Source organism: Microbacterium sp. LWH12-1.2 (genome assembly GCF_040675825.1).
Lineage (GTDB): Bacteria > Actinomycetota > Actinomycetes > Actinomycetales > Microbacteriaceae > Microbacterium.
In genome coordinates, this window is record NZ_JBEGIJ010000001.1 from 1,223,538 (window position 1) to 1,247,105 (window position 23,568).

The 23,568-nt window shown below is 67.5% G+C and carries 22 protein-coding genes and 1 pseudogene; 12 read left to right on the top strand and 11 right to left on the bottom strand.

The window, feature by feature from the left end; genetic code table 11:
* The first annotated feature begins 1 nt into the window (after position 1).
* The 3 genes and pseudogenes from MRBLWH12_RS05835 to MRBLWH12_RS05845 form a co-directional block, all read left to right on the top strand.
* On the top strand, positions 2-1,267 hold the full coding sequence (locus MRBLWH12_RS05835) for a sensor histidine kinase (protein WP_363547105.1): 1,266 nt from the start codon (positions 2-4) through the stop codon (positions 1,265-1,267).
* Complete coding sequence (locus tag MRBLWH12_RS05840; RefSeq protein WP_341974539.1) at positions 1,239-1,910, top strand: response regulator transcription factor; 672 nt, start codon at positions 1,239-1,241, stop codon at positions 1,908-1,910. Before MRBLWH12_RS05835 ends, MRBLWH12_RS05840 begins: the two co-directional genes overlap by 29 nt.
* Positions 1,911-2,007: 97 nt before the next feature.
* Positions 2,008-3,087 (top strand): annotated as a pseudogene (locus MRBLWH12_RS05845) (acyltransferase family protein); the annotation flags it as partial.
* Positions 3,088-3,276: 189 nt separating this feature from the next.
* Here the strand turns inward: MRBLWH12_RS05845 and MRBLWH12_RS05850 are convergent.
* From MRBLWH12_RS05850 to MRBLWH12_RS05860, 3 genes are read right to left on the bottom strand one after another with little or no spacing between them, the layout of a single operon-like run.
* Complete coding sequence (locus MRBLWH12_RS05850) at positions 3,277-3,870, bottom strand: energy-coupling factor transporter transmembrane protein EcfT (RefSeq protein WP_363551309.1); 594 nt, start codon at positions 3,868-3,870, stop codon at positions 3,277-3,279.
* Positions 3,867-4,559, bottom strand: a complete 693-nt coding sequence (locus MRBLWH12_RS05855) for an energy-coupling factor ABC transporter ATP-binding protein (protein ID WP_341974538.1) — start codon at positions 4,557-4,559, stop codon at positions 3,867-3,869. The genes MRBLWH12_RS05850 and MRBLWH12_RS05855 overlap by 4 nt, the downstream gene beginning before the upstream one ends.
* The gene (locus tag MRBLWH12_RS05860; RefSeq protein ID WP_363547108.1) at positions 4,549-5,136 is read right to left on the bottom strand and encodes a biotin transporter BioY; all 588 of its coding nucleotides are present in this window, start codon (positions 5,134-5,136) and stop codon (positions 4,549-4,551) included. Before MRBLWH12_RS05860 ends, MRBLWH12_RS05855 begins: the two co-directional genes overlap by 11 nt.
* Before the next feature lie 104 nt (positions 5,137-5,240).
* On the opposite strand from MRBLWH12_RS05860, the gene MRBLWH12_RS05865 reads away from it, so the two are divergent.
* Positions 5,241-5,837 carry a TetR family transcriptional regulator gene (locus tag MRBLWH12_RS05865; RefSeq protein ID WP_363547111.1) on the top strand — a complete coding sequence of 199 codons (597 nt, stop codon included), beginning with the start codon at positions 5,241-5,243 and terminating at the stop codon, positions 5,835-5,837.
* On the opposite strand, the gene MRBLWH12_RS05870 is transcribed toward MRBLWH12_RS05865, so the two are convergent.
* Genes MRBLWH12_RS05870 through sufB form a run of 7 tightly spaced genes read right to left on the bottom strand, consistent with a single transcriptional unit; the run spans position 5,773 to position 12,363 of the window.
* The gene (locus MRBLWH12_RS05870) at positions 5,773-7,152 is read right to left on the bottom strand and encodes an MFS transporter (protein WP_363547114.1); all 1,380 of its coding nucleotides are present in this window, start codon (positions 7,150-7,152) and stop codon (positions 5,773-5,775) included. The genes MRBLWH12_RS05865 and MRBLWH12_RS05870 overlap by 65 nt on opposite strands.
* Positions 7,149-8,303, bottom strand: coding sequence for a MalY/PatB family protein (locus MRBLWH12_RS05875; protein ID WP_363547117.1), 1,155 nt, complete (start codon positions 8,301-8,303; stop codon positions 7,149-7,151). The genes MRBLWH12_RS05870 and MRBLWH12_RS05875 overlap by 4 nt, the downstream gene beginning before the upstream one ends.
* 2 nt (positions 8,304-8,305) lie before the next feature.
* Positions 8,306-8,635, bottom strand: a complete 330-nt coding sequence (locus MRBLWH12_RS05880) for a metal-sulfur cluster assembly factor (protein WP_341974533.1) — start codon at positions 8,633-8,635, stop codon at positions 8,306-8,308.
* 9 nt (positions 8,636-8,644) lie between these two features.
* Positions 8,645-9,415: a Fe-S cluster assembly ATPase SufC gene (gene sufC / locus MRBLWH12_RS05885; RefSeq protein WP_341974532.1), complete on the bottom strand. Its 771-nt coding sequence runs from the start codon at positions 9,413-9,415 to the stop codon at positions 8,645-8,647.
* Positions 9,416-9,742, bottom strand: coding sequence for a non-heme iron oxygenase ferredoxin subunit (locus MRBLWH12_RS05890; RefSeq protein WP_341974531.1), 327 nt, complete (start codon positions 9,740-9,742; stop codon positions 9,416-9,418). It abuts the gene before it with no gap.
* The gene (sufD, locus tag MRBLWH12_RS05895; RefSeq protein WP_363547121.1) at positions 9,739-10,944 is read right to left on the bottom strand and encodes a Fe-S cluster assembly protein SufD; all 1,206 of its coding nucleotides are present in this window, start codon (positions 10,942-10,944) and stop codon (positions 9,739-9,741) included. Before sufD ends, MRBLWH12_RS05890 begins: the two co-directional genes overlap by 4 nt.
* Positions 10,945-12,363: a Fe-S cluster assembly protein SufB gene (gene sufB / locus MRBLWH12_RS05900; RefSeq protein WP_341974529.1), complete on the bottom strand. Its 1,419-nt coding sequence runs from the start codon at positions 12,361-12,363 to the stop codon at positions 10,945-10,947.
* 233 nt (positions 12,364-12,596) lie between these two features.
* On the opposite strand from sufB, the gene MRBLWH12_RS05905 reads away from it, so the two are divergent.
* From MRBLWH12_RS05905 to MRBLWH12_RS05915, 3 genes are all read left to right on the top strand, one after another.
* Positions 12,597-13,715, top strand: a complete 1,119-nt coding sequence (locus MRBLWH12_RS05905) for a COX15/CtaA family protein (protein WP_363547125.1) — start codon at positions 12,597-12,599, stop codon at positions 13,713-13,715.
* Between the two features lie 73 nt (positions 13,716-13,788).
* Positions 13,789-14,223, top strand: a complete 435-nt coding sequence (locus tag MRBLWH12_RS05910) for a hypothetical protein (RefSeq protein WP_363547128.1) — start codon at positions 13,789-13,791, stop codon at positions 14,221-14,223.
* 55 nt (positions 14,224-14,278) lie between these two features.
* Complete coding sequence (locus tag MRBLWH12_RS05915; protein ID WP_363547131.1) at positions 14,279-14,956, top strand: HAD family hydrolase; 678 nt, start codon at positions 14,279-14,281, stop codon at positions 14,954-14,956.
* A gap of 110 nt (positions 14,957-15,066) precedes the next feature.
* Here MRBLWH12_RS05915 and MRBLWH12_RS05920 read toward each other — a convergent pair whose 3' ends face one another.
* Positions 15,067-15,972 (bottom strand): heme o synthase, encoded by a 906-nt coding sequence (locus tag MRBLWH12_RS05920; protein ID WP_341974525.1) that lies wholly within the window; start codon positions 15,970-15,972, stop codon positions 15,067-15,069.
* A gap of 266 nt (positions 15,973-16,238) precedes the next feature.
* Between MRBLWH12_RS05920 and tkt the strand changes: the two genes are divergently transcribed.
* Genes tkt through MRBLWH12_RS05945 form a run of 5 tightly spaced genes read left to right on the top strand, consistent with a single transcriptional unit; the run spans position 16,239 to position 23,565 of the window.
* Entirely contained in the window at positions 16,239-18,347 is a 2,109-nt protein-coding gene (gene tkt, locus MRBLWH12_RS05925; protein WP_363547134.1) for a transketolase, read from the top strand.
* The gene (gene tal, locus MRBLWH12_RS05930) at positions 18,344-19,456 is read left to right on the top strand and encodes a transaldolase (protein ID WP_363547136.1); all 1,113 of its coding nucleotides are present in this window, start codon (positions 18,344-18,346) and stop codon (positions 19,454-19,456) included. The genes tkt and tal overlap by 4 nt, the downstream gene beginning before the upstream one ends.
* Positions 19,453-21,060, top strand: a complete 1,608-nt coding sequence (locus tag MRBLWH12_RS05935) for a glucose-6-phosphate isomerase (protein ID WP_363547139.1) — start codon at positions 19,453-19,455, stop codon at positions 21,058-21,060. The genes tal and MRBLWH12_RS05935 overlap by 4 nt, the downstream gene beginning before the upstream one ends.
* 22 nt (positions 21,061-21,082) lie before the next feature.
* A complete protein-coding gene (gene zwf / locus MRBLWH12_RS05940; protein ID WP_341974521.1) occupies positions 21,083-22,633 on the top strand; it encodes a glucose-6-phosphate dehydrogenase in 1,551 nt (516 codons plus the stop codon).
* Positions 22,630-23,565, top strand: coding sequence for a glucose-6-phosphate dehydrogenase assembly protein OpcA (locus MRBLWH12_RS05945; protein WP_341974520.1), 936 nt, complete (start codon positions 22,630-22,632; stop codon positions 23,563-23,565). The genes zwf and MRBLWH12_RS05945 overlap by 4 nt, the downstream gene beginning before the upstream one ends.
* The last annotated feature ends 3 nt before the right edge of the window (positions 23,566-23,568 follow it).

The window sequence follows — 23,568 nt, forward strand, 5'->3', positions numbered from 1 at the left end:
CATGGCGAATCGCCGGCAGCGCACCAGACGCTCTCCCCGGATCAGCCGCCGCAACGCCACCGTGTTGCTGTGCGCGGCACTCGTCGCGCTGCTCGCAGTTCTGGTGCCGGTGCAGACCGTGCTCTACGGCACGCCGTTGCCTCTGACATTCATCCTCGGCGGTGCGCTCTGCTCGGCACCGCTTCTTGCGATCTCGCGCCCGCGGAGGGCGATCGCGCTGTTCTGCAGCGCGGCATTCGCGCTTCCGCTGTTCGTCGTCCCCGAGCTGGCCACTGCCTCGCCCTGGCCCTGGTCCGTGCCTGCCCTGATCACCTTCGTGCTCTTCGTCGGCGTCGTGACGTTCGTGCACGGCGCCCGTCTGGGTGCCGCGCCCCTGGTGATCGGTCTGCTGTCCTCCCTCACCGCCCCGTTGTTGCGCCCCGACATCATCACGACACCGGGCATCGCCTCCAGTGCCACCGCCGACATGATCGTGACGGCCTCCCTCGCTGTCGCGATGTTCCTCATCGCGACGCTCGTCGCCGCGCGTGCCCGCGTCGACGCCGAGCTGACCAGGGAGCGCGAGCACAGCGCGCTCGAAGAGGCGCGTCGGGCCCTCATCGAGGAGCGCACCCGCATCGCTCGCGAGTTGCATGATGTCATCGCGCACAGCATGTCGGTGATCCAAGTGCAGGCGTCCACGGCGCGCTACCGCCTGCCCACCATCAGCGAACAGGCCGCTGCCGAGTTCGAGGACATCGCGGCGACGGCACGCGCGTCGCTCACCGAGATGCGGCGAATGCTCGGGGTGCTGCGTACCGAGGATCAGTCGATCGAACTCGCTCCGCAACAGGGCATCGACGATATCCCGGCGCTCGTCGACAGCATCCGTCGGGCAGGCGTCGAGGTCGGCTTGGAGATCGTCGCCGGTGAAGCGTCCTCCGTCGCTCCCAGTGTGCAGATCGCCGCCTTCCGCATCGTCCAGGAGGCGATGAGCAATGCCGTCCGCCATGCGCCCGGCACCACCATCTCGGTGCGTGTGCGCATCGACGCCGATGCCGTGCACATCCGAGTGCAGAACTCGGCTCGGACGACGGTCCCCGCCGAACCCGGTAGCGGGCACGGCCTGCGCGGCATGCGCGAACGCGCCGAGATCCTCGGCGGTGCATTCTCTGCCGGGCCCGATGCCGACGGCGGATGGATCGTCGAAGCCACACTGCCACTCACCACCGAGAACCTCGATCCGACAAGGAGAATTCGTGACGATCAGCGTCCTCATCGCCGATGACCAGGCCATGGTGCGCGCCGGGTTCGCCGCGCTCCTCGACGCCCACGAGGGCATCCAGGTCACGGGTCAAGCATCCAACGGCCTCGAAGCCGTCACGCTGTCGGCGCGCCTGGACCCGGATGTCATCCTCATGGACGTGCGGATGCCGGAACTCGACGGCATCGAGGCGACCCGTCGCATCCTCGGGCCGTCATACCCCGCGGCACACGTGCCGCGGATCCTGATGCTCACCACGTTCGACATCGACGACTATGTCTACGATGCCCTCCAAGCGGGAGCCAGCGGCTTCATGCTGAAGGATGCGTTGCCGGAAGAGCTCGTGCACGCGGTGCGGGTCGTCGCCGGCGGTGACGCCCTGCTTGCGCCGAGCGTGACCCGGCGGATGATCGAGCAGTTCGCCGGTCACCGGCCACGGTCTCCGCGCTCCGAAACCGTGTTGAACGGCCTGACCGAACGCGAACGCGAGGTACTGGTGCTCATCGGCCAGGGCAAGTCCAACGGCGAGATCGCCAAAGAGCTCTTCATCGCCGAACAGACCGTGAAGACGCACGTCGGCAAGGTCCTCGCCAAGCTCGATCTCCGCGATCGCGTGCACGCCGTGATCCTCGCCTACGACACCGGTCTGGTCGAGCCGAGCTCCTGAATCACCCCCTGGTAGGGGCAGAGACGACACCGCCGGTTGATGCTGCGCTGGACACCCGCTCCATAGTCTCCTGGGACACCGTTCCCGAGGAGGACTCATGGCCACCGTCCAGGCGCCGCAGATCGCCGTATCAGCACGCCCCGTGAAAGGGCTTCGCGACACCGGCATCGACTTCATCCGCGCCCTCTGCGTCGTCGGCGTCGTCCTTCTGCACGCCATCATGGTCGGCGTCACGGTCACAGATGCGGGGCCCGTCTTCGAGAACGCGAGCGACGGGACCTGGTGGATCACACCACTGAGCTGGATTCTCCAGGTGATGCCGCTGTTCTTCATCATCGGCGGATTCTCCGGCCTCATCGCCTACCGCCGCACGAAGAACCGCGGCGGCACCGCCACCGGATTCGTGGCCGGACGCCTGCATCGGCTGCTGCGCCCAGCGATGTTCACCATCGGTATCGTCGGCGCGCTCCTCGCTCTTCTGGCCGTTGTCGGAGTACCCGCCGACCTCATCGCGACCGCCGGCTTCCGGTACGGTCAACCGCTGTGGTTCCTCGGAGTGTTCCTGCTCTGCCAGGCTCTGCTTCCCCTGTTCGCCGCCGCTCACGAGCGTGCCCCGTTCCTCGCCATCGGCGTGCTCGCGTCGACCGCGGTCGCCGTCGACGCGCTGCGTCAGGCCAGCGGAATCGATGGGCTCGGGTTTCTGAATCTCGCCTTCGTCTGGCTGACCCTGCAGCAACTCGGTTTCTTCTTCGCCGACGGCAGCATCGATGCGCTGCCCAGACGCACCCGCGCCCTGGCAGCCGCCGGCGCCCTCGCGATCCTCATCGGTACGTTCCTCTTCGGGGTGTACTCCCCCGACCTCGTGGCGAACATCAACCCGCCCACGGCTGCTCTGCTGCTCGTCGGCGTCGTACACATTGCGCTCGTCTCGCTGTATCGCGATCGCCTCCAGCAGCTCAGCCGTCGGCCCCACGTGGCGGCGTTCACCGCTTTTGTCACCCGACGCACCATGACCATCTACCTCTGGCACATGCCGGTGCTGCTCGCGATGGCCGGGCTCTCGGCGGTCGGTGCGATCGTGACCGGCGTCGCCCTTCCCGATCTCGACAGCGCGGGCTGGTGGCTCGGACGACCGCTCTGGCTCGCCCTGGCTTTGGCTCTGACCGCCCTGGTGGCGATCGCGTTCACCCGCTTCGAGACCGCAGCCGCCCCGCGGGCGCACGACTCCGCGCGGCGCCTCTCGATCGCCACGCTGATCGGGCTGAGTGCCGTCCTGATGCTGCTCGTCTTCGGGACGTCCGTCGTCACCGCCGGCATCGCCGTCGCCCTGATCGTCCTGTCCCTGCGGCTCTCCCGGCGCGGGGTGTCAGGCGAGTCCTCTGGCGGCGAGGGCGTCTCCGACGTCGTCCGCGTGTCGGAGAGTGATGACCAGCAGCGGAACGACGGAACGCACACCGAGACGCACGCCTCGCGCATCCTGCGCATCCCGCACACGATCGGCGAACCCCGTCACCACCGGGATCATGGTGATGGTGAGCGATATCGTCATCGCCACGGAATCGGCGTCGATGCCGATCCTTCCGAGCGGGCGGAGCATTCGGTGCAGCACGGCGAGCAGGTCGGCCATTCGTGTGGTGAGCGTGAGCAGGCTGGCGAGCAGCACGAGGGCGACGACTCGTCCGGTATTGACCCAGGCCGTCACTGGCGAGACGAAAACCGTCAGCGCCACACCGAGGAGCAATACGATCCATCGCAGCCGCCACGCCTCCACGGCGAGAACGCGCACGGGAAAGCGGGCGACGGCGTAGAGCCCGCACACCGCGACGAGCACGGCGGCGATGCTCCAGACGTCGTGCGGATACAGCGACAGCGCGAGAGCCACCGACGCGAAGAGCGCGAGCTTCACGCCAGCCGGTGACCGATGCAGGACGCTGGATCCCAGCCGGTACAGCAGGATCATCCGCACACCCTGCGGTAGGTCTCGATGATCTCCGCAGGATCTCCCTCGTCGACGACTCGGCCCTCCTCGAACAGGACCGCGGCGTCGCACCGGGCGGCGAGATCGAGATCGTGGGTGACGAGCACCACCTGCGCGGGCTGCGCGAGAAGCAGATCACCGATCCGCTTCGCGTTGCGCAGGTCAAGGAGAGTCGTGGGCTCGTCGGCCACGATGAGCTCGGGTTCTGTGATCAGCACGGAGGCCAGCGCCAGCATCTGCTTCTGCCCTCCGGAGAGCGCAGAAGCGGGTGCGTCCGCGTGCTCGGCCAGCCCGTGGGCGTTCAGCGCCTCACGGACGCGATGCGCGATCTCCGCACGATCCCGGCCCCGCAGGGACAGCGCCAGATCCTCGGCCGGCGTCGGCATCAGGATCTGCGCCTCCGGATTCGAGAAGACGAAGCCCACCCGGCGGCGCAGCTCCCGTCGCTCCCGCACGGCGTCCAGTCCATGCACCGTGACGGTTCCCGCGGAGGGCGCGATGAGCCCGTTCAACAACCGAGCGAACGTGGACTTTCCGGATCCGTTCGCCCCGATCACGGCGATCCGTCGAGCGGCGAGCTCGACGGATACGTCGCTGAGGATCGCACGTCCCTCGCGCTGCACCGAGACGTGTGCGAGCGTGACGGTGCCGAGCAGTGTGTCAGGCGACACGTGCCGGTGCGGCCTGATCGAGGGTGCGGATGCCGAATGCGGGAGGGTAGGCGCGCCGAAGCGCGAGCGTGAGCGCAGTGGCCGCGCCGGCCTTCAGCAGGTCGCCGGGCAGGAAGACGGTGCTCGCCAGCGCCGCCGGCCCCAGATCCAGACCCAGGACGAGGGCCGTCACCGGGATGCCGAAGAGGTACACGACGAGGATGCCGCCCACGACCGTTCCCAGCGCCGTGCGCCACCAGGTGATCCTTCCGCCGTGCACGATGAGTCCGACGACGAGCGCACCCGCGATCCAGCCGATCAGGTACCCCGCCGAAGGACCGAAGAACACACCGAGACCGCCGCGACCGCCCGCGAGCACGGGCAGGCCGATGGCGGCGAGCACGAGCACGAGCAGGACGGCGAGCGGGGCGCGTCGCGGACCCAGCACAGCGCCGGCGAGCATGACTCCGAGGGTCTGCGCGGTGATGGGCACGCCACCCGGAATCGGGATCGTCGCCATTCCGAGAACGACGATGAGGGCTGCGAAGATCGCGATACGGGCCAGATCGCGACCGATGTCGCCACGCTGCTCGGACATGGAGTTTCCTCTCGACGGGGTTCCTGCGCTCGTCGACTCGGTTGCTGAGCCCGTCGAAGCACCTGAACACTGTTCACTTGAACGCCGTTCAGTATACTGATGGGATGAGCCCCGCACGACACGACCGCCAGAGCGTCGTCGCCTGCGCGCTGCAGCTGCTCGACGATGTCGGACTTCCCGACCTGTCGATGCGCCGTCTCGCGGCCGAACTCGATGTGCAGGCGAGCGCCCTGTACTGGCATTTCCCGAATAAGCAGCAGCTGCTGGCCGCGGTCGCCGACCGCATCCTCAGTGCCGTCCCTGATCCTGACCCCGCGCTCGCGCTCGCTCCCACGGCCCGCGCGATCCGCGACGCACTACTCGCCTACCGCGACGGCGCCGAAGTTGTCATGAGCACGTACGCGCTGCGCCTGGGCACCCGACGCGCACAGGCGGCGCTTGCGGCCTCAATCGGCGACAACGGCGGCGACGCGGGGCCGTTCGCCGATGCGGCCTTCGAGTTCATCCTCGGTCACGCGATGCTCCTGCAGCAACGCATGCATGCGCAGAGCATCGGTGCGATCGACGCCGATGGCGCGGATCCGACCGCCCATTCCGTCGACGTCTTCGAGGCCGGCATTCGCGCCTTCGAGTCTCTCAGCGCGACCCGTCACCCAGCCGAAGCCCTGGAATCAGGGCGACCAGCAGCAGCACAGCCGTGAACACGTAGACGACGGGGAACCCCGAGGCTCCGAATGGAAGTGCAAGGAACAGCAGTCCGGCCAGGGCGATCGTGACGGCCGAACCCGTGGAATCCGAAATCGAGAGCGCGGAGGAGTTGAACCCCTCGTTCGCGGACGTCGAGTACGCGAGGGTGAGCACCGTCAACTTCGGGTAGAGCAACCCCATGCCCGCGCCTGCGAAACCCCAGCCGATCACCGCGAGCCAGGGCATTGCGCCGGTGACGGAGACGACGAGAATGCTGAGCACGGCCACGAGCAGCAGCGGGACGCTGATGACCACGATGCGGGTGCTGCCGAGCCGGTCTCCGTAGCGCCCCTGCAGCGCGGAAGCGCTCGACCATGCCAGTGCGGCGATGGTGAGGGCGAGTCCCGCGAAGGTCGGGCTGAATTCGAAGCGGTCCATCAAGAGCTTCGGCACATAAGCCTCGGCCGCGAAGAATGCCCCCGCCGCGAGACCCCGCATCAGGATCACGCTGGGCAGGCCGCGCCTGGCCCGCAACGCCCCGGGCGGCAGCAGCGGCAGAATCGCGAAACCGAGGACGACGAGCGCTCCGAGCGCGATCGGCCAACCGATCGCCGGACGAGCCTCGGCCGCGAAGCCGACGGCCACAGCCGCGACGGCGACGATCACGGCGCGCAGCATCCGCACACCGATCGATCCCCCGCGCGGGGTCTGCGCCGCTTCATCGGCCGGATCGGACGAACTCAGCGAGACGTTGCGCAGCCGCGCCATAACGAGGACGAACGCGAGCACCGTGAGCACCGCGACTCCGAGGAAGGCCCACCGCCAGTGCAGGAACTCGGCCACCGCACCGGCCAAGAACGGCCCGATCATCGACGGCACGACCCAGGCCGCGGCGTACGCCGCGAAGATCCTGCCGTGCAGCTCGGGCGGGTACACCCTTGCCACCACGACGTAGAGCGCCACGGTCTGCCCGCCGGCGCCCAGGCCCTGGATGAGGCGCCCCACGATGAAGGTGTACATGTCGGGCGCGAAGCCGGAGACGACCAGACCGATGATGAACAGTACGACCGCCGTGTACAACGGCACCCGGGGGCCCGTGCGGTCGCTCCACGCCCCTGCGGCGACCATGCCGATCACTCCGGTCGCGAGCGTGCCGGAGAAGGCGACAGCGAACAGCGCCTCCCCGTCCAGATCGACGCTGACGATCGGCATGACGGTGGTCACTGCGAGCGCCTCGATGGCCGCGAGGAAGATCAGGACGACGGAACCGACGGTGATACCGAGGCGCTGGCGGTCCCAGATCGATGCGGCGACCTGCGTGGCGCTCACCGGCCGACGAGCGCCGCGATGCGCTCGATGGCGTCGGTGATGATCTCGGGGCTGGTCCCGAAATTCAGACGCACATGCCCTGCACCCTCGGTTCCGAACGCCGGCCCGTAGTGCAGAGCGACCTTCGCGTCCTGCAGGATGCGACGTGCCGGGTTGTCGCCCCAGCCGAGAGCCGTCAGATCGATCCAGGCGAGGTAGCCGGCGTCCGGGATCCGATAGCGCGCACCAGGGAGGTGCTCGGCCAGAAGATCCGCGAGAAGCCGGCGATTCCGATCGAGCGTATGGAGCAGTCCGTCGAGCCAGACATCGCTCTCCTCGGAGAACGCCGCGACCGCCGCGAGCAGACCGAACTGGCCGGTGCGCCATTCCACTTCGACCGGGAGACGGCGAACGATCGCAGTGGTCTCTTCCGAGGCCGTGACCATCAGAGCGCACTTGAGCCCGGCGAGGTTGAACGCCTTGCTCGCGCTGACGACCGCGTAGCCGACGCGTCGAGCGGCATCGTTCACCGAGAGGAAGGGCGTGAACGCGGTGCCCGGCTGAACGAGAGGGGCATGAATCTCATCGGAGACGACAGCGACCCCGTACTCGTCGGCGAGAGCAGCGAGAGCGGCGAGAGAATCCCGGCTGTGCACGGTGCCGGTCGGATTGTGCGGATTGCAGAGCAGGATCGCGCGTGCGCCGTCATCGAGCGCCGAGCGGATGCCGTCGACATCGAGCTCCCACCCGGTCCCGGTGTCGCGCAGCGGGACGCGCTCGACCACACCGCCGGCCTCGGTCACGAGCTCGAAGAACGGCGGGTACACCGGCGTCGTGACGATGACGCGCTCCCCCGGTGCGACGACGCGGCGAAGGATCTCGACGATGCCCATGCTGACGTCGGCTGTGCTGCGCATCCGGCCGGGATCCGGATCCCAGCCGAACCGGCGCCGCGCGAAGGCGGCGTACGAGTCGGCGAGCGGGGTGCGGGAGGCCACATACCCGGTGTCCCCCGCCGCAACAGCGCGTTGCAGTGCGGCGGTGATCGCGGGCGCGAGCGGGAAGTCCGTCTCGGCGACGAACAGCGGCAGCACGTCGTCGGGGTACTCACGCCACTTCTCGCTGGTGCGTGCGCGGAGCTCGGCCAGCGGGAGCGCTGTGACCTCCAGCATCCTCAGATCGCGAAGCCGAGGGCGCGCATCATGTCGCGCCCGTCGTCGGTGATCTTCTCCGGACCCCACGGCGGCATCCAGACCCAGTTGATGCGGAACCGGTCGACGACCTTGTCCAGCGCCTGCGCGGTCTGATCCTCGAGCACATCGGTGAGCGGGCAGCCGGCGCTGGTCAGCGTCATGTGGATGACGAGGGCGTCGTTCTCGTCATCCCAGGCCAGGTCGTAGATGAGTCCCAGGTCGACGACGTTGATCCCGAGCTCGGGGTCCATGACGTCCTTGAGAGCCTCGGTGACCTCGTCGTACTTCGCATCGGTGAGCGTCGCGGTCATACGGTCAGCCTACGCCTCGATGGGTGCTGCGGGGTCGAGGAAACGGTCGTATCCCTCGTTCTCGAGGCGGTCGGCGAGCTCGGGGCCGCCTTCCTCGACGATGCGCCCAGCGACGACGACGTGCACGTAGTCGGGACGGATGTAACGGAGGATGCGCGTGTAGTGCGTGATGAGCAGCACACCGAGACCGGTCGACTCCTTGGCACGGTTGACGCCCTCTGAGACGATCTTGAGCGCGTCGACGTCGAGGCCGGAATCGGTCTCGTCGAGCACCGCGAACTTCGGCTTGAGGACCTCGAGCTGAAGGATCTCGTGACGCTTCTTCTCGCCACCGGAGAAGCCCTCGTTGACGTTGCGCTGCGCGAACTTCGGGTCCATGCGCAGGTTCGTCATCGCCTGCTTGACGTCCTTGGTCCAGCCGCGGATGGCCGGAGCCTCGCCGTCGAGCGCCGTCTTGGCGGTGCGCAGGAAGTTCGTCACCGTGACACCGGGGATCTCGACGGGGTACTGCATCGCGAGGAAGAGTCCCGCACGTGCGCGCTCGTCGACGCTCATCGCCAGGACGTCCTCGCCGTCGAACGTGATGGATCCGCTGGCGACCGTGTACTTGGGGTGGCCGGCGATCGTGTACGCGAGCGTGGACTTGCCGGAGCCGTTCGGCCCCATGATCGCGTGGGTCTCACCCGTGTTCATCGTCAGGGTGATTCCATTGAGGATCGGGGTGGTTCCCGCCTCGGTCTCGACCGTCACATACAGGTCGCGGATCTCGAGAACAGACATTCAGACTTCCTTAATCACAGTCGGGTCGATGAGCACGTCGTCGCCGTCGATCTCGACGACGTAGACCGGAACGGGCTCATACGCAGGGAGGTTCTGGGGCCGGCCGGTGAGCATCGAGAACGCCGAGCCATGGGCCCAGCACTCCACGGTGTCACCCTCGACGAAGCCCTCGGCGAGCGAGATCTCGCCGTGCGTGCAGGTGTCGCCGATCGCGTGGACGACGCCTTCGGAGTCCTTGATCACGGTGATCGGGACGCCATCGGGTTCGACGCGGATCGGGGTGTCCTGCTCCAGCTCGGAGACGGCGCAGACGCGATGAGCGCTCATGCGGTCACCGCCGCGAGTTCAGCCTCGATCGCGGCCAGCAGTTCGGCTTCGAGCGCCGGGATGCCGAGGCGCTGCACGATGTCGGTGAGGAAGCCGAGCACGACGAGTCGCCGCGCCTCTTCCTCGGTGATGCCGCGGGCCTGCAGGTAGAAAAGCTGCTCGTCGTCGAAACGACCGGTCGCACTCGCGTGACCGGCTCCCTGGATGTCACCGGTCTGGATCTCGAGGTTCGGGATCGAGTCGGCGCGCGCACCCTCGGTGAGCACCAGGTTGCGGTTGGCCTCGTAGGAGTCGGTTCCGGTCGCGTCCGGACCGATGAGAACATCACCGATCCACACGCTGTGCGCACCCGCGCCCTGCAACGCGCCCTTGTAGAGCACGTCACCGGTGGTGTGGGCGCCCTTGTGGTGAAGGAAGACCTGGCTCTCGAAGTGCTGCCCTGCGTCTGCGTAGGAGAGTCCGTTGAGGTACCCCTCCGAGCCGGTACCGGCGAGCTCGATGTTCGGGTTGACCCGGACGACCCCGCCGCCGAACGTGAACACGAAGTGCTTCAACGTGGCGTCGGCATCGACACGGGCCTGGTGAGACGCCATGTGGACCGCGTCATCCTGCCACTGCTGCAGGCTGATCACGGTGAGCTTCGACCCGTCACGAGCGATGATCTCGACGTTCTGCGCGTACTGCGCAGAACCGGTGTGCTGCAGGACGACCGTTGCGGAGCTGTGCGGCATCGCCTCGATCACGATGTGCGCGTCAGCGCGACGCTCGGCGCCGTGGCCGGTGATCGTGACGAGAAGAGGCTCGGCGACCTCGACCTCGCTCGGGATGCGAATGTGGGTCGCCTGAGGCGAACCCTGCCATGCCACAGCCGAGACGATGTCTTCCGGGCGGAAGAAATCGCCTCGAGGCGCGGTGCCGGCGGCGAGCGGATCGGAGACGTACTGCTCCGCCGAACCGAAGTCGTAGCTCACGCCGTCGTTCTCGCCCGCGACGGCGAACAGCGACGTGAGTCGGGCGACCGGAGTGTGCTTCCAGTTGACCTCGCGGCCGCTGGGCGCACCGAAGTCCGCCGGTTCGAACGAGTGCGGACGCTCGGATCTGGTCTGCACAGGAACGAATCCCGTAGCGAAGACCTGAGCTGCCGGGTCCACGTGCGCGTTCGTGTGCTGCGCCTCAGCGGGCGCTGTCGTCGGAGCCGTCATCTAGCCGACACTGCCTTCCATGCCCATCTCGATGAGCTTGTTCAGTTCCATCGCGTACTCCATCGGCAGCTCGCGTGCGATCGGCTCGATGAAGCCGCGCACGATCATCGCCATCGCCTCGTCCTCGGGCATGCCCCGGGACTGCAGATAGAACAGCTGCTCTTCGCTGACCTTCGAGACCGTCGCCTCGTGACCGAGCTGCACGTCGTCGACGCGGATGTCGATCGCCGGGTAGGTGTCGGAGCGCGACTTGGTGTCGATCAGGAGCGCGTCACACCGCACGGTGTTCGCGGAGTGGTGCGCATTGGCGTCCACTCGCACCTCACCGCGGTACCCGGCACGACCGCCGCCACGGGCGATCGACTTCGAGACGATCGACGACTGCGTGTACGGAGCCATGTGGATCATCTTCGCGCCGGCATCCTGGTGCTGGCCGGGGCCTGCGAAGGCGACAGACAGGGTCTCGCCCTTGGCGTGCTCGCCCATGAGGTAGATCGACGGGTACTTCATCGTCACCTTGGAGCCGATGTTGCCGTCGACCCATTCCATGGTGGCACCCTCGTGGGCGACCGCACGCTTGGTGACGAGGTTGTAGACGTTGTTCGACCAGTTCTGGATCGTCGTGTAGCGAACGCGGGCGTTCTTCTTCACGATGATCTCGACGACGGCCGAGTGCAGAGAGTCCGACTTGTAGATCGGCGCGGTGCAGCCCTCGATGTAGTGGACGTAGCTGTCCTCGTCGGCGATGATCAGGGTCCGCTCGAACTGGCCCATGTTCTCGGTGTTGATCCGGAAGTACGCCTGCAGCGGGATCTCGACGTGAACGCCCTTGGGCACGTACACGAAGGAACCGCCCGACCAGACGGCCGTGTTCAAGGCAGCGAACTTGTTGTCGCCGGCCGGGATCACGCTGCCGAAGTACTCCTCGAAGAATTCGGGGTGCTCACGGAGAGCGGTGTCGGTGTCCATGAAGATGACGCCCTGCTGCTCCAGATCCTCGCGGATCTGGTGGTAGACGACCTCGGACTCGTACTGCGCGGCGACGCCGGCGACGAGACGCTGACGCTCGGCCTCCGGAATGCCGAGACGCTCGTAGGTCTCGCGGATCTCTGCCGGAAGATCTTCCCAGGACTGCGCCTGCTTCTCCGTCGAGCGGACGAAGTACTTGATGTTGTCGAAGTCGATCTCACTGAGGTCGGCGCCCCAGGTCGGCATCGGCTTGCGGCCGAAGAGCTGATAGCCCTTCAGGCGGGTCTTCAGCATCCACTCGGGCTCGTTCTTGAGCCCCGAGATCCCGCGGACGACCTCTTCGGAGATTCCGCGTTTCGCAATGGCACCCGCGGCGTCCGCGTCGTGCCATCCGAACTCGTACACCCCCAGACCGTCAAGCTCCGGGCGGTCGATCAGAACATCCGACATCACACACTCTCCTCTTAGGTCCCAACGGTGTCATCCGCCCCGGCACACCTGATCCCCGTCGAGTCTGCGGGAGCTGGTGCCGCTGGTGGGCCCTCATCACCGGCGCATCCATCGCGCCTAAACTGTTGACGATGCTTCAGCGCGGTCAGCGCTCATCACAACAATCCGATTCTACAGGTTCCGCCTGGACGCCGGGCCGTGCCCCGTAACGTCCACCGCGGTCCGGAGGACTTATGCCCGAGACCACGACCCCCCGTGCCACGGACGCAACGAGCCGGGATGCGCACTCCGTACCCGGTCACGTGCCGTTCAGCAGGACAATCCGGGTTCTCGCATGGCTGTCGTTCCTCACCGAGGTCATCATCATCGGCACCGGCGGCGCTGTGCGACTCACCGGCTCAGGGCTCGGGTGCTCGGAGTGGCCGCTGTGCACCCCCGACTCGCTCGTCCCCACTCCGGAGCAGGGCATCCACGGGGTGATCGAATTCGGCAACCGCACGATGACCGGTGTCGTGGGGCTCCTCGCTGTGGCCGTCGTCCTCTACGTGCTGCAGGCGGTCGGCGGAAAGCGCCCCCTCAACACCGCGCTGTGGTTCGCCGCGGGAGGGCTTGTCGCCGCCGGCGCGGTCTACGCCATCGCTTCGCCGCTGAACCTCCCCGCCTTCCCTGCCGCATCCGCCACCCTTCTTCTCGTATGCATCGCGGCGGCGGTGTTCTCGATCCGCACCACGACAAGACGACGCGATCTCGTGGCCTTGGCGTGGATCACGGCCGTCGGCGTGGTCGCCCAGGCGTTCGTCGGCGGCATCACGGTGCTCACAGGCCTGAATCCGTTCATCGTCGGCTTCCACTACACCTCCTCGTTGCTGCTCGTCTGCGCGACGGCCGCGTTCCTGGTGCGGATGTACGCGACCCCGGGTCCCCGAGAACGAGCAGTGCCGATCTGGTTCGCCGTGCTCAGCCACGTGACCGGGCTCGCGCTGGCGATGACAATCCTCTTCGGCGTTCTCACCACCGCGTCCGGCCCGCACTCCGGCGACGCCGATGTGCTGCGCCACGGCTTCGATGCGACCGTGCTCGCCCATGTGCACTCCTGGCCCGGGTACATCCTGGCCGGGCTGGTGACAGTGCTGACGATCTCCGCGTGGGTCCTTCGCCTCGAGCCGCGCTGCTGGCTTCTGGTGCTCGTCATCGCGATCGCGGTGCAGGTCGGCGTCGGCGTGTGGCAGGCGCGCGACGGACTGCCACCGCTGCTCGTGGGCGTCCACATGGTGCTCGCGTCGCTGTCCGCTGCCGCCTACACGGTCGTGGTACTGCGTCTCAAGCGACCAGCGGCGGTCGACGCCGCGTAACACGATCCGATGCATAGCCGGCACATAGCCGGCACACGCGCGACACATCAGAGCGTCGGCCAGGCTCGCTGTCATGAACACATCACTGACGCGCAACCTCGCCTATTGGCTTCTTCTGATCCTCTCCGTCGCTTCTGCCGCGATCGGCGCTTGGCTCATCACCGGGCAGATCGGCACGATGACCACGAGGCTGCTCGATGGCACAGCGACGAACGTCGAGGTCTACGTCGGACCGTCGATCGTCCTCGTGGGCGCCGCTCTGCTCGGCGCCGGAGTGATCGGCATTCTGCTCGCGCTGGTACTGGCCGCGGCGAAGGCGCTGCTGCCTGCTCCGGCACCGGTCGCTGAAGTCGTCGACGTCGCTGCACCAGCCGACGTGGCTTCCGAGCCTGAAGCCGACGCTGCGGAGAGCGCGGACGGCGCTGCAGATACCGCAGATTCCGCAGATTCCGCAGACGATGCCGAGACCGAATCGGCCCCGGTCGCAGAGCCGGCTGTCACCCGATGACCCGACGGGCGGCGCCGGACAGGCGCCGCCCGTCCCCGACGCTAGTCTGAGGCGCGTGACAGCTCTCGCCCCGCTCGCCGCAGCCGTCTTCGACCTGGACGGGACGCTCCTCGATCAGGAGTCCGCAGCGGATGCGGCATCCATCGCCTGGGCGGCGGATCACGGCATCCAAGAAGACGATGTCGCCGAGCGCTGGCGGCGGATCGCCACCAAGCACTATCGCCGATGGCAGGCGCGCGAGATCAGCTTCCAGGGCCAGCGCCGAGAACGCGTACGGGAGTTCCTGGGACAGGCGATGACGGATGCTGAGGCATCCGCCGTCTTCGAGGGCTATCTCGGCCGCTACGAGGCCGGGTGGCGGTTGTTCGACGACGCGATCCCGGCTCTACGGCGGGCGAGAGACGCCGGGCTGGCGGTGGCCGTACTCACGAACGGCGACCGCACCCAGCAGTTGCAGAAGCTGGACAGGTTCGCGCTGGACGCGGAGATCGACCTGATCGTCTGCTCCTCCGATCTACCGGCGGGAAAGCCCGATCCGCGCGCCTATGCCACCGTTCTCGAGCAGCTCGGCGTCGTATCGCGCGCATCACTCATGATCGGTGATTCGTATGAGGCCGACTACGAGGGAGCGCTGATGTCCGGGATGCGCGCCGTGCTGCTCGATCGCAACGGGCGGCACGATCCCGCTCCCGATCGCGTGCAGACGCTCGACGACGTCGCATTCACTCGCTGACCCGGACGCTGCTCAGCGGGTTCTTCGCAGAACAGCGACTTCTTCGCAGGAATCGCGGGAATCCCTGCGAAGAAGACGCAGATCTGCGAGGTCGATGCGAGCGCAGGGGGTCAGAACGGGAGCAGGGGGTCGATCGCGACGGCAACGAAGATCAACGTCAGGTACGTGATCGAGGCATGGAAGACGCGCATCGGGCGCGGCTCGGTCCCGTGCACTGCCCGGTTGTAGAGACGGTGCGACTCGTAGATGAACCAGCCGCCGAACACCAGCGCCGAGACGGTGTACACCAGCCCCATGTCGGCGATCGGCACGAGGAGCAGCGAACAGGCGACCGTCGCCCATGCGTAGAGGATGACCTGCAGCCCGACCTGCGAAGCGTTGCGCGTCACCCCGAGCATCGGGACGTCGACGTCTTCGTAGTCATCCTTGTACTTCATCGACAGCGGCCAGTAGTGCGGCGGCGTCCACAGGAAGATCAGCAGGAACAGCACGAACGCCGGCCAGTCCAGAGATCCGGTCACCGCCGACCAGCCGATGAGGACGGGGAAGCAGCCGGCGATGCCGCCCCAGACGATGTTCTGCTCGGTGCGGCGCTTGAGGATCATCGTGTAGATGACGACATAGAAGAAGATCGCGACGGCCGAGAGCGTCGCCGCGAGCCAGTTGGTCGTGAGCAGGAGCCAAACGGTGGATGCGACGGCGAGCGTCCACGAGAAGATCAGTGCGCCGCGCGGCGAGATCTCGCCGGTCACGAGCGGACGGTTCTCGGTGCGATGCATGTGCGCGTCGATGTCGCGATCGAGATACATGTTGAATGCCGCTGCGGATCCGGCGCTCATCGAGCCGCCGATCACGGTGGCGAGCACGAGCCACATGTTCGGCAGTCCGCCCTGTGCGAGGAACATCACCGGCACGGTGGAGACCAGCAACAGCTCGAGCACACGCGGCTTTGTCAGGGCGACGTAGGCCCTGACGGTGCGACCGAAGGACTGCTTCACCACGGTCTGATCAGACATCGTCGAGATCTCGATCGCCTCCTCCGCACACGTCACGACAGCCCTTTCAGTCTAGGGCACGCGGCGGCCGCTTCCCGCCTCGAGCCACCCGTCTCACATTGCGCTTTCCATCGTTGTGAAGCGTCGTAAGACGGGGTAACGCAACGACGCACAGCGCTATGCTGAAACCACTCGCGCGCCCGGCGCTCATGACACCTCCTCCGTAACGATGCGGACCGCGATTCTGCTTTCCGGGCGCTCTCGAACTGTTGGAGAAGGGCTTCATCGTGTCGGAATTGCAGTGGGATGAGATCGATCGGCGCGCGGTGGATACCGCGCGACTCCTGGCCGCGGACGCCGTGGAGAAGGTCGGAAACGGCCACCCCGGCACCGCGATGAGCCTGGCACCTGCGGCGTACCTGCTGTACCAGCGCGTGCTGCGCCACGACCCGAGCGACACTGACTGGCTCGGACGCGATCGGTTCATCCTCTCGGCCGGTCACTCCTCCCTCACCCAGTACGTCGAGCTCTACCTCGGCGGCTTCGGTCTCGAGCTCGACGATCTCAAGTCGCTGCGCACCTGGGGTTCGCTCACTCCCGGTCACCCGGAGTACGGGCACACCAAGGGCGTCGAGATCACGACGGGTCCGCTCGGCCAGGGTCTCGCCTCGGCCGTGGGCTTCGCCTATGCCGCACGGTACGAGCGCGGTCTGTTCGATCCGCAGGCCGCAGCCGGCACCAGCCCGTTCGACCACTTCATCTACGTGATCGCCGGCGACGGCGACCTGCAGGAGGGCATCACCAGCGAGGCTTCGTCGCTCGCGGGTCACCAGCAGCTCGGCAACCTCATCGCGATCTACGACTCCAACCAGATCTCGATCGAGGACGACACGAACGTCGCCTTCACCGAGGACGTCGCGAAGCGCTACGAGTCGTACGGCTGGCAGGTCCAGGTCGTCGACTGGAAGAAGACCGGCGAGTACGTCGAAGACGTCGCCGAACTGTTCGCGGCGATCGAGGCAGCCAAGGGCGAGACCGACAAGCCGTCGCTGATCATCCTGAAGACGATCATCGGATGGCCGTCGCCCGGCAAGCAGAACTCCGGCAAGATCCACGGCTCCGCTCTCGGCGCCGACGAACTCGCCGCGACCAAGAAGGTGCTCGGCTTCAACCCCGAAGAGCATTTCGCCGTCGCCGACGACGTCATCGCGCACACTCGCGGTCTCGCCGCCCGTGCCGCCGAGGCTCGCGCCGCCTGGGAGGAGTCGTTCGACGCCTGGGCCGCCGCGAACCCCGAGCGCAAGGCACTGCTGGACCGCCTGGAGGCGGGCGAGCTGCCCACCGACATCACCTCGGCCCTGCCGGTCTTCGAGCCGGGCAAGGACGTCTCCACTCGCGCCGCATCCGGTCAGGTCATCAACGCCCTCGCCGCTCAGCTCCCCGAGCTGTGGGGTGGATCGGCGGATCTCGCCGAGTCGAACCTCACCACGATCAAGGACTCGAAGTCCTTCATCCCTGCGGAGTGGTCGACCCACGAGTGGTCCGGCTCCCCGTACGGCCGAGTGCTGCATTTCGGCATCCGCGAGCACGCGATGGGCGCGATCATCAACGGCATCGTGCTGCACGGTCCGACCCGCGCCTTCGGTGGTACGTTCCTCATCTTCAGTGACTACATGCGCCCGGCGGTGCGCCTCGCGGCTCTGATGAACGTGCCGAGCATCTTCGTCTGGACGCACGACTCGGTCGCGCTCGGCGAGGACGGCCCGACGCACCAGCCGGTCGAGCAGATCGCGACTCTTCGTGCCATCCCGAACTTCACGGTCGTCCGCCCGGCCGACGCCAACGAGACTTCGGTCACCTGGCTCGAGATGCTGCGTCGTCAGGCGGGGCCCTCGGGCATCGCGCTCACGCGTCAGAACATCCCGGTCTTCGAGCGCGGCAACGGTGCAGCCACCGGCGAGACCTTCGCCGCGGCATCCAACGCCGTCAAGGGTGCTTATGTCCTCGCCGAGGCACCGAACGGCACTCCTGACGTCATCATCATCGCCACCGGCTCCGAGGTCCAGCTCGCCGTCAACGCACGCACCGCGCTGGCCGCGGAGGGCGTGAACGTCCGCGTCGTGTCCGCTCCGTCTCTGGAATGGTTCGACGAACAGGATGAGGCGTACCGCGAGAGCGTGCTCCCGGCATCGGTGACGGCTCGCGTGTCGGTCGAGGCGGGTTCCGTGCTCAGCTGGCGCGGCATCGTCGGAGACCGTGGACGCTCCGTCGGCATCGACCACTTCGGCGCCTCCGCCGACTACAAGACCCTGTTCGAGAAGTTCGGCATCACCACTGAGGCCGTCATCGCCGCAGCCCGTGAGACCATCGCCGCAAACATCAAGGAGAACGCATGAGCACCCCCACCGCAGACCTCGCCGCCGCCGGCGTCAGCATCTGGCTCGACGACCTCTCCCGCACTCGCATCGCCTCCGGGAACCTCGCCGACCTGATCGCCTCGCGCAATGTCGTCGGCGTCACGACGAACCCGACGATCTTCGCGAACGCGATCACCGACAAGAACGACACCTCCTACGACGCTCAGGTGACCGAGCTCGCCGCATCCGGCGCCACTGCCGAGGAGGCCGTGTTCGCGGCCACCACGCAGGATGTCGCCGCGGCACTCGACGTGTTCCGCCCGGTGTGGGAAGCCTCCGGCCACGTCGACGGACGCGTCTCGATCGAGGTCTCCCCCGACTTGGCGCACGACACCGCCGGCACCGTGGCTCAGGCCAAGGAGCTGTGGGCGAAGGTCGATCGCCCGAACCTGCTGGTCAAGATCCCCGCGACGAAGGCCGGCCTTCCCGCGATCGCCGACGCGATCGGGGCGGGCATCAGTGTCAACGTGACACTGATCTTCAGCCTGGAGCGGTACGCCGCGGTCATCGACGCCTACCTGACCGGTCTGGAGACCGCCAAGGCAGCCGGCATCGACCTGTCGACCATCCACTCCGTCGCATCGTTCTTCGTCTCGCGCGTCGACACCGAGACCGACAAGCGTCTCACCGCTATCGGGTCGGATGCCGCCCTGGCGCTGAAGAACAAGGCCGGTCTTGCCAACGCACGCCTCGCCTACGAGCTCTACGAGCAGACGTTCGCCGGTGACCGCGCCCAGGCTCTCCTGGATGCCGGCGCCAACCCGCAGCGTCCCCTGTGGGCGTCGACCGGTGTGAAGGACCCGGCACTGCCGGACACCCTGTACGTCACCGAGCTCGTGGCGCAGGGCGTTGTCAACACGATGCCGGAGAAGACCCTCGAGGCGACCTTCGACCACGGCGTCATCGTCGGTGACACGATCACCGGCGGCTACGACGAGGCCCGTGAGGTCTTCGCCGGACTCGCCGAACTTGGCGTCGACTTCGACGACGTCACCCAGGTGCTCGAGGACGAGGGCGTCGCGAAATTCATCGACTCGTGGCACGACCTTCTGGCCCAGGTCTCCGAGGGCCTGGAAGCCCAGCGATGACCTTCTCGATCCACACGTCCGGGGCACCCCGGACGGCGATCGACGAGGTCGTCCCCGGCCTCGTCCGTGACCTGATCGCTTCGCGCCTCACCGGCGGCGACGCGAGTCTGTGGGGTCCGGATGCCGAGGCGGAGGCAGCCGTCCGTCTGGGCTGGGTGGAAGCCGTCTCGATCTCCCGTCCGCTGGTCGCGGAGATCGTCGCCCTGCGCGGCGAACTGGCCGCCAAGGGCGTGAACCGCGTCGTCCTCGCCGGCATGGGCGGATCGTCGCTCGCGCCGGAGGTCATCGCGCAGACGGCGGGAGTCCCCCTCACGATCCTCGACTCGACGGCGCCAGGGCAGGTCCTGGCCGCGCTCGATGAAGGCGTGGAGGACACCGTGCTCGTCGTCTCGTCGAAGTCGGGCTCCACGGTCGAGACCGACTCGCAGCGCCGCACCTTCGAGGCCGCGTTCCGCGATCTCGGCATCGACCCGGCCGAGCGCATCGTGGTCGTCACCGACCCCGGCTCGCCGTTGGATGCCTCGGCTCGCGAGGCCGGCTACCGCGTGTTCAACGCCGACCCGAACGTCGGCGGCCGCTACTCGGCGCTGACGGCATTCGGTCTGGTTCCGACCGGCCTCGCCGGCGTCGACGTCGATGAACTGCTGAACGAAGCCGAAGCGTCGCTGCTCGAGGTGGCCGTCGACTCCGCCGACAACCCGGCGCTGCGCCTCGCAGCGGCGATCGCCGGCACCAGCCCGCGCCGCGACAAGCTCGGCCTGGTCACGGACGGCACCCACATCAACGGGCTGCCCGACTGGATCGAGCAGCTGATCGCCGAATCCACGGGTAAGCGTGGCACCGGCATCCTCCCGGTCGTCCTGCTGCCGGTCTCGCCGGAACTCGACGCGCTGCCTGACGACCTGCAGATCGTCAGGCTCGTCGACGATGCGAACGAGTTCCATCTGCACGAGCGCCACCCGGGCGAGATCCTCGTCAGCGGCACGCTGGGCGCGCAGTTCATCGTCTGGGAGTTCGCCACCGCGATCGCCGGCATTCTGCTCGGAATCGACCCGTTCGATCAGCCGGATGTCGAGTCGGCGAAGATCGCCGCACGCGGCCTGCTGGACGCACGTCCTGAGCAGACGGCTGCCGTGTTCGTCGAGAACGGCGTCGAGGTGCGGGTGTCCGACCCGGCTCTCGCGGCCTCCGGAACGGTGGAGGGCGTGCTCGATGCTCTCTGGGCGCAGCTGTCCGCTGACGGCTACGTGTCGATCCAGGCCTACGTGAACCGCCTCGACGTGCCGCAACTGCAGGGGCTGCGCGAACTCGTCGCCGCCGATTCCGGTCGCCCGACCACCTTCGGCTGGGGACCGCGGTTCCTGCACTCCACCGGTCAGTACCACAAGGGCGGGCCTGCCCAGGGGGTGTTCCTGCAGATCCTGGAGCGCACTGATGTGGATCTGGAGATCCCGGAGCGACCGTTCACCTTCGGACAGCTCATCGAGGCGCAGGCCGCCGGTGACGCCGCTGTCCTCGCCGAACACGGCCGCCCGGTCGTGTCCCTCACGATCACGGACTCCTCGGCCGACGTGCTCGCCCTCTTCGAAGCCGCCCAGAAGTAGTCAGCAGGAGAATCCCCCACTCATGACTGTTCCCATCTCGCGCGGGCACAATCCGCTGCGCGACCCCGATGATCGTCGACTCAACCGGATCGCCGGGCCCAGCGCCCTCGTGATCTTCGGCGTGACCGGCGATCTGTCGCGCAAGAAGCTCATGCCCGCGGTCTACGACCTCGCCAATCGCGGCCTGCTCCCGCCGGGATTCGCGCTGGTCGGCTTCGCCCGCCGCGACTGGGAGGACCAGGACTTCGCGCAGGTCGTGTACGACGCGGTCAAGCAGTATGCGCGCACGCCGTTCCGCGAAGAAACGTGGACGCAGCTGCTTCAGGGCATCCGGTTCGTCTCCGGGGAGTTCGACAACCCGGAGTCGTTCCGCAAGCTCCGCGAGACCGTGGACCACCTCGATGTCGAACGCGGCACGATGGGCAACCACGCGTTCTACCTGTCCATCCCGCCGAAGGCGTTCCCCGTTGTCGCCAAGCAGCTCAAGGACTCCGGGCTCGTCGGGGACGAGGACGACGACGACCAGTGCTGGCGACGCGTCGTCATCGAGAAGCCGTTCGGGCACGACCTCGAGTCGGCACGAGAGCTGAACGACGCACTCGAGGTCGCGTTCTCGGCGGACTCGATCTTCCGCATCGACCACTACCTCGGCAAGGAGACGGTGCAGAACATCCTGGCGCTGCGCTTCGCGAACGAGCTGTACGAACCGATCTGGAATCGCAACTACGTCGACCACGTGCAGATCACCATGGCCGAGGACATCGGCGTGGGTGGTCGTGCCGGCTACTACGACGGCGTGGGCGCCGCGCGCGACGTCATCCAGAACCACCTCCTGCAGCTGCTCGCGCTCACCGCGATGGAAGAGCCGATCAGCCTGTCCGCCGAGCACCTGCGGGCGGAGAAGGAGAAGGTCCTCGCGGCCGTCCACGTGCCGGAGGATCTGTCGCTCGCGACAGCCCGCGGCCAGTACGCCGGCGGATGGCAGGGTGGCGAGCAGGTCACCGGCTTCCTCGACGAGGACGGGATGAACCCCGAGTCGGCCACCGAGACGTACGCCGCGATCAAGCTGGAGATCGACACGCGCCGCTGGGCCGGCGTGCCGTTCTACCTGCGCACCGGCAAGCGTCTCGGCCGACGCGTGACCGAGGTCGCCGTCGTCTTCAAGCGGGCGCCTGAACACCTTTTCGGTCGCAGCAACGCCTCCGAGCTCGGGCAGAACGCGCTCGTGATCCGGGTGCAGCCCGACGAGGGCGTCACGATCCGCTTCGGATCCAAGGTGCCGGGCAACGGCACCAACGTGCGCGACGTGACGATGGACTTCGGATACGGCCACGCCTTCACCGAGGCGAGCCCGGAGGCGTACGAGCGTCTGATCCTCGACGTCCTGCTGGGCGACCCGCCGCTGTTCCCGCGGCACGAAGAGGTCGAGCTCTCCTGGAAGATCCTCGACCCGGTGGAGAAGTTCTGGGCCGCCGAAGGCGGTCCGGTGGAGCAGTACGCGCCCGGTTCGTGGGGTCCGGCATCCGCCGATGCCCTGCTGGCCCGCGACGGACGAGTCTGGAGACGCCCGTGATCATCGACCTTCCCGATACGACCGTCAGCCAGGTCGCGAAGCAGCTCGTCAAGACGCGCGAAGAGGGCGGCGCAGTCGCCCTCGGTCGCGTGCTCACCCTCGTCATCGCGGCACGCAACGGCGTAGCCGAGGCCGCGATCGACGCTGCCAACGACGCTTCTCGCGAGCACCCGATGCGCGTCATCGTCCTCACCACCGGTTCGGGCGAGTCCCGTCTGGACGCGCAGATCCGCGTCGGCGGCGACGCCGGAGCCAGTGAGGTCGTGGTGCTCCGCGCATTCGGCGACGCCGCCAGCAACGAAGAGAGCCTCATCACCGGACTGCTTCTTCCCGATGCGCCGGTCGTCGCCTGGTGGCCGGAGGAAGCACCGCTGGCACCAGCGCAATCCCCGCTCGGCAAGATCGCCCAGCGTCGGATCACGGATGCCGCCACGGCATCCGACGTGCGCGATCGTCTCGCCCGACTCGGCGAGACCCACGCGCCGGGCGACACCGACCTCGCGTGGACGCGTCTCACCCACTGGCGCGAGCAGCTCGCCGCCGTACTCGACCAACCGCCGTACGACGCCGTCACCGCGGTCGAGGTGCGCGGAGCCTCCGCTTCGCCTTCGACCGCCCTGCTCGCCGCGTGGCTGCAGATGGCGCTCGACGTCCCGGTGCGGTGGTCGTACGAGGACCCGGAGCACTGGCAGGAGGGCATCAAGTCCGTGCGTCTGACGCGTGCTGCCGGAGACATCCTGCTGGAGCGCCCGACGCCCGGTGTCGCCGTGCTCACGCAGCCGGAGCAGCCGAATCATGACCTGCACCTGCCGCGCCGCACGCTCCGCGAGTGCCTCGCTGAGGAGCTTCGTCGCCTGGACCCGGATGTCCTGTACGGTCGAGTGATAACCGAAGGCTGGGAGAAACTGGGCCCGCCCGAGACGGGAGAGTGACCT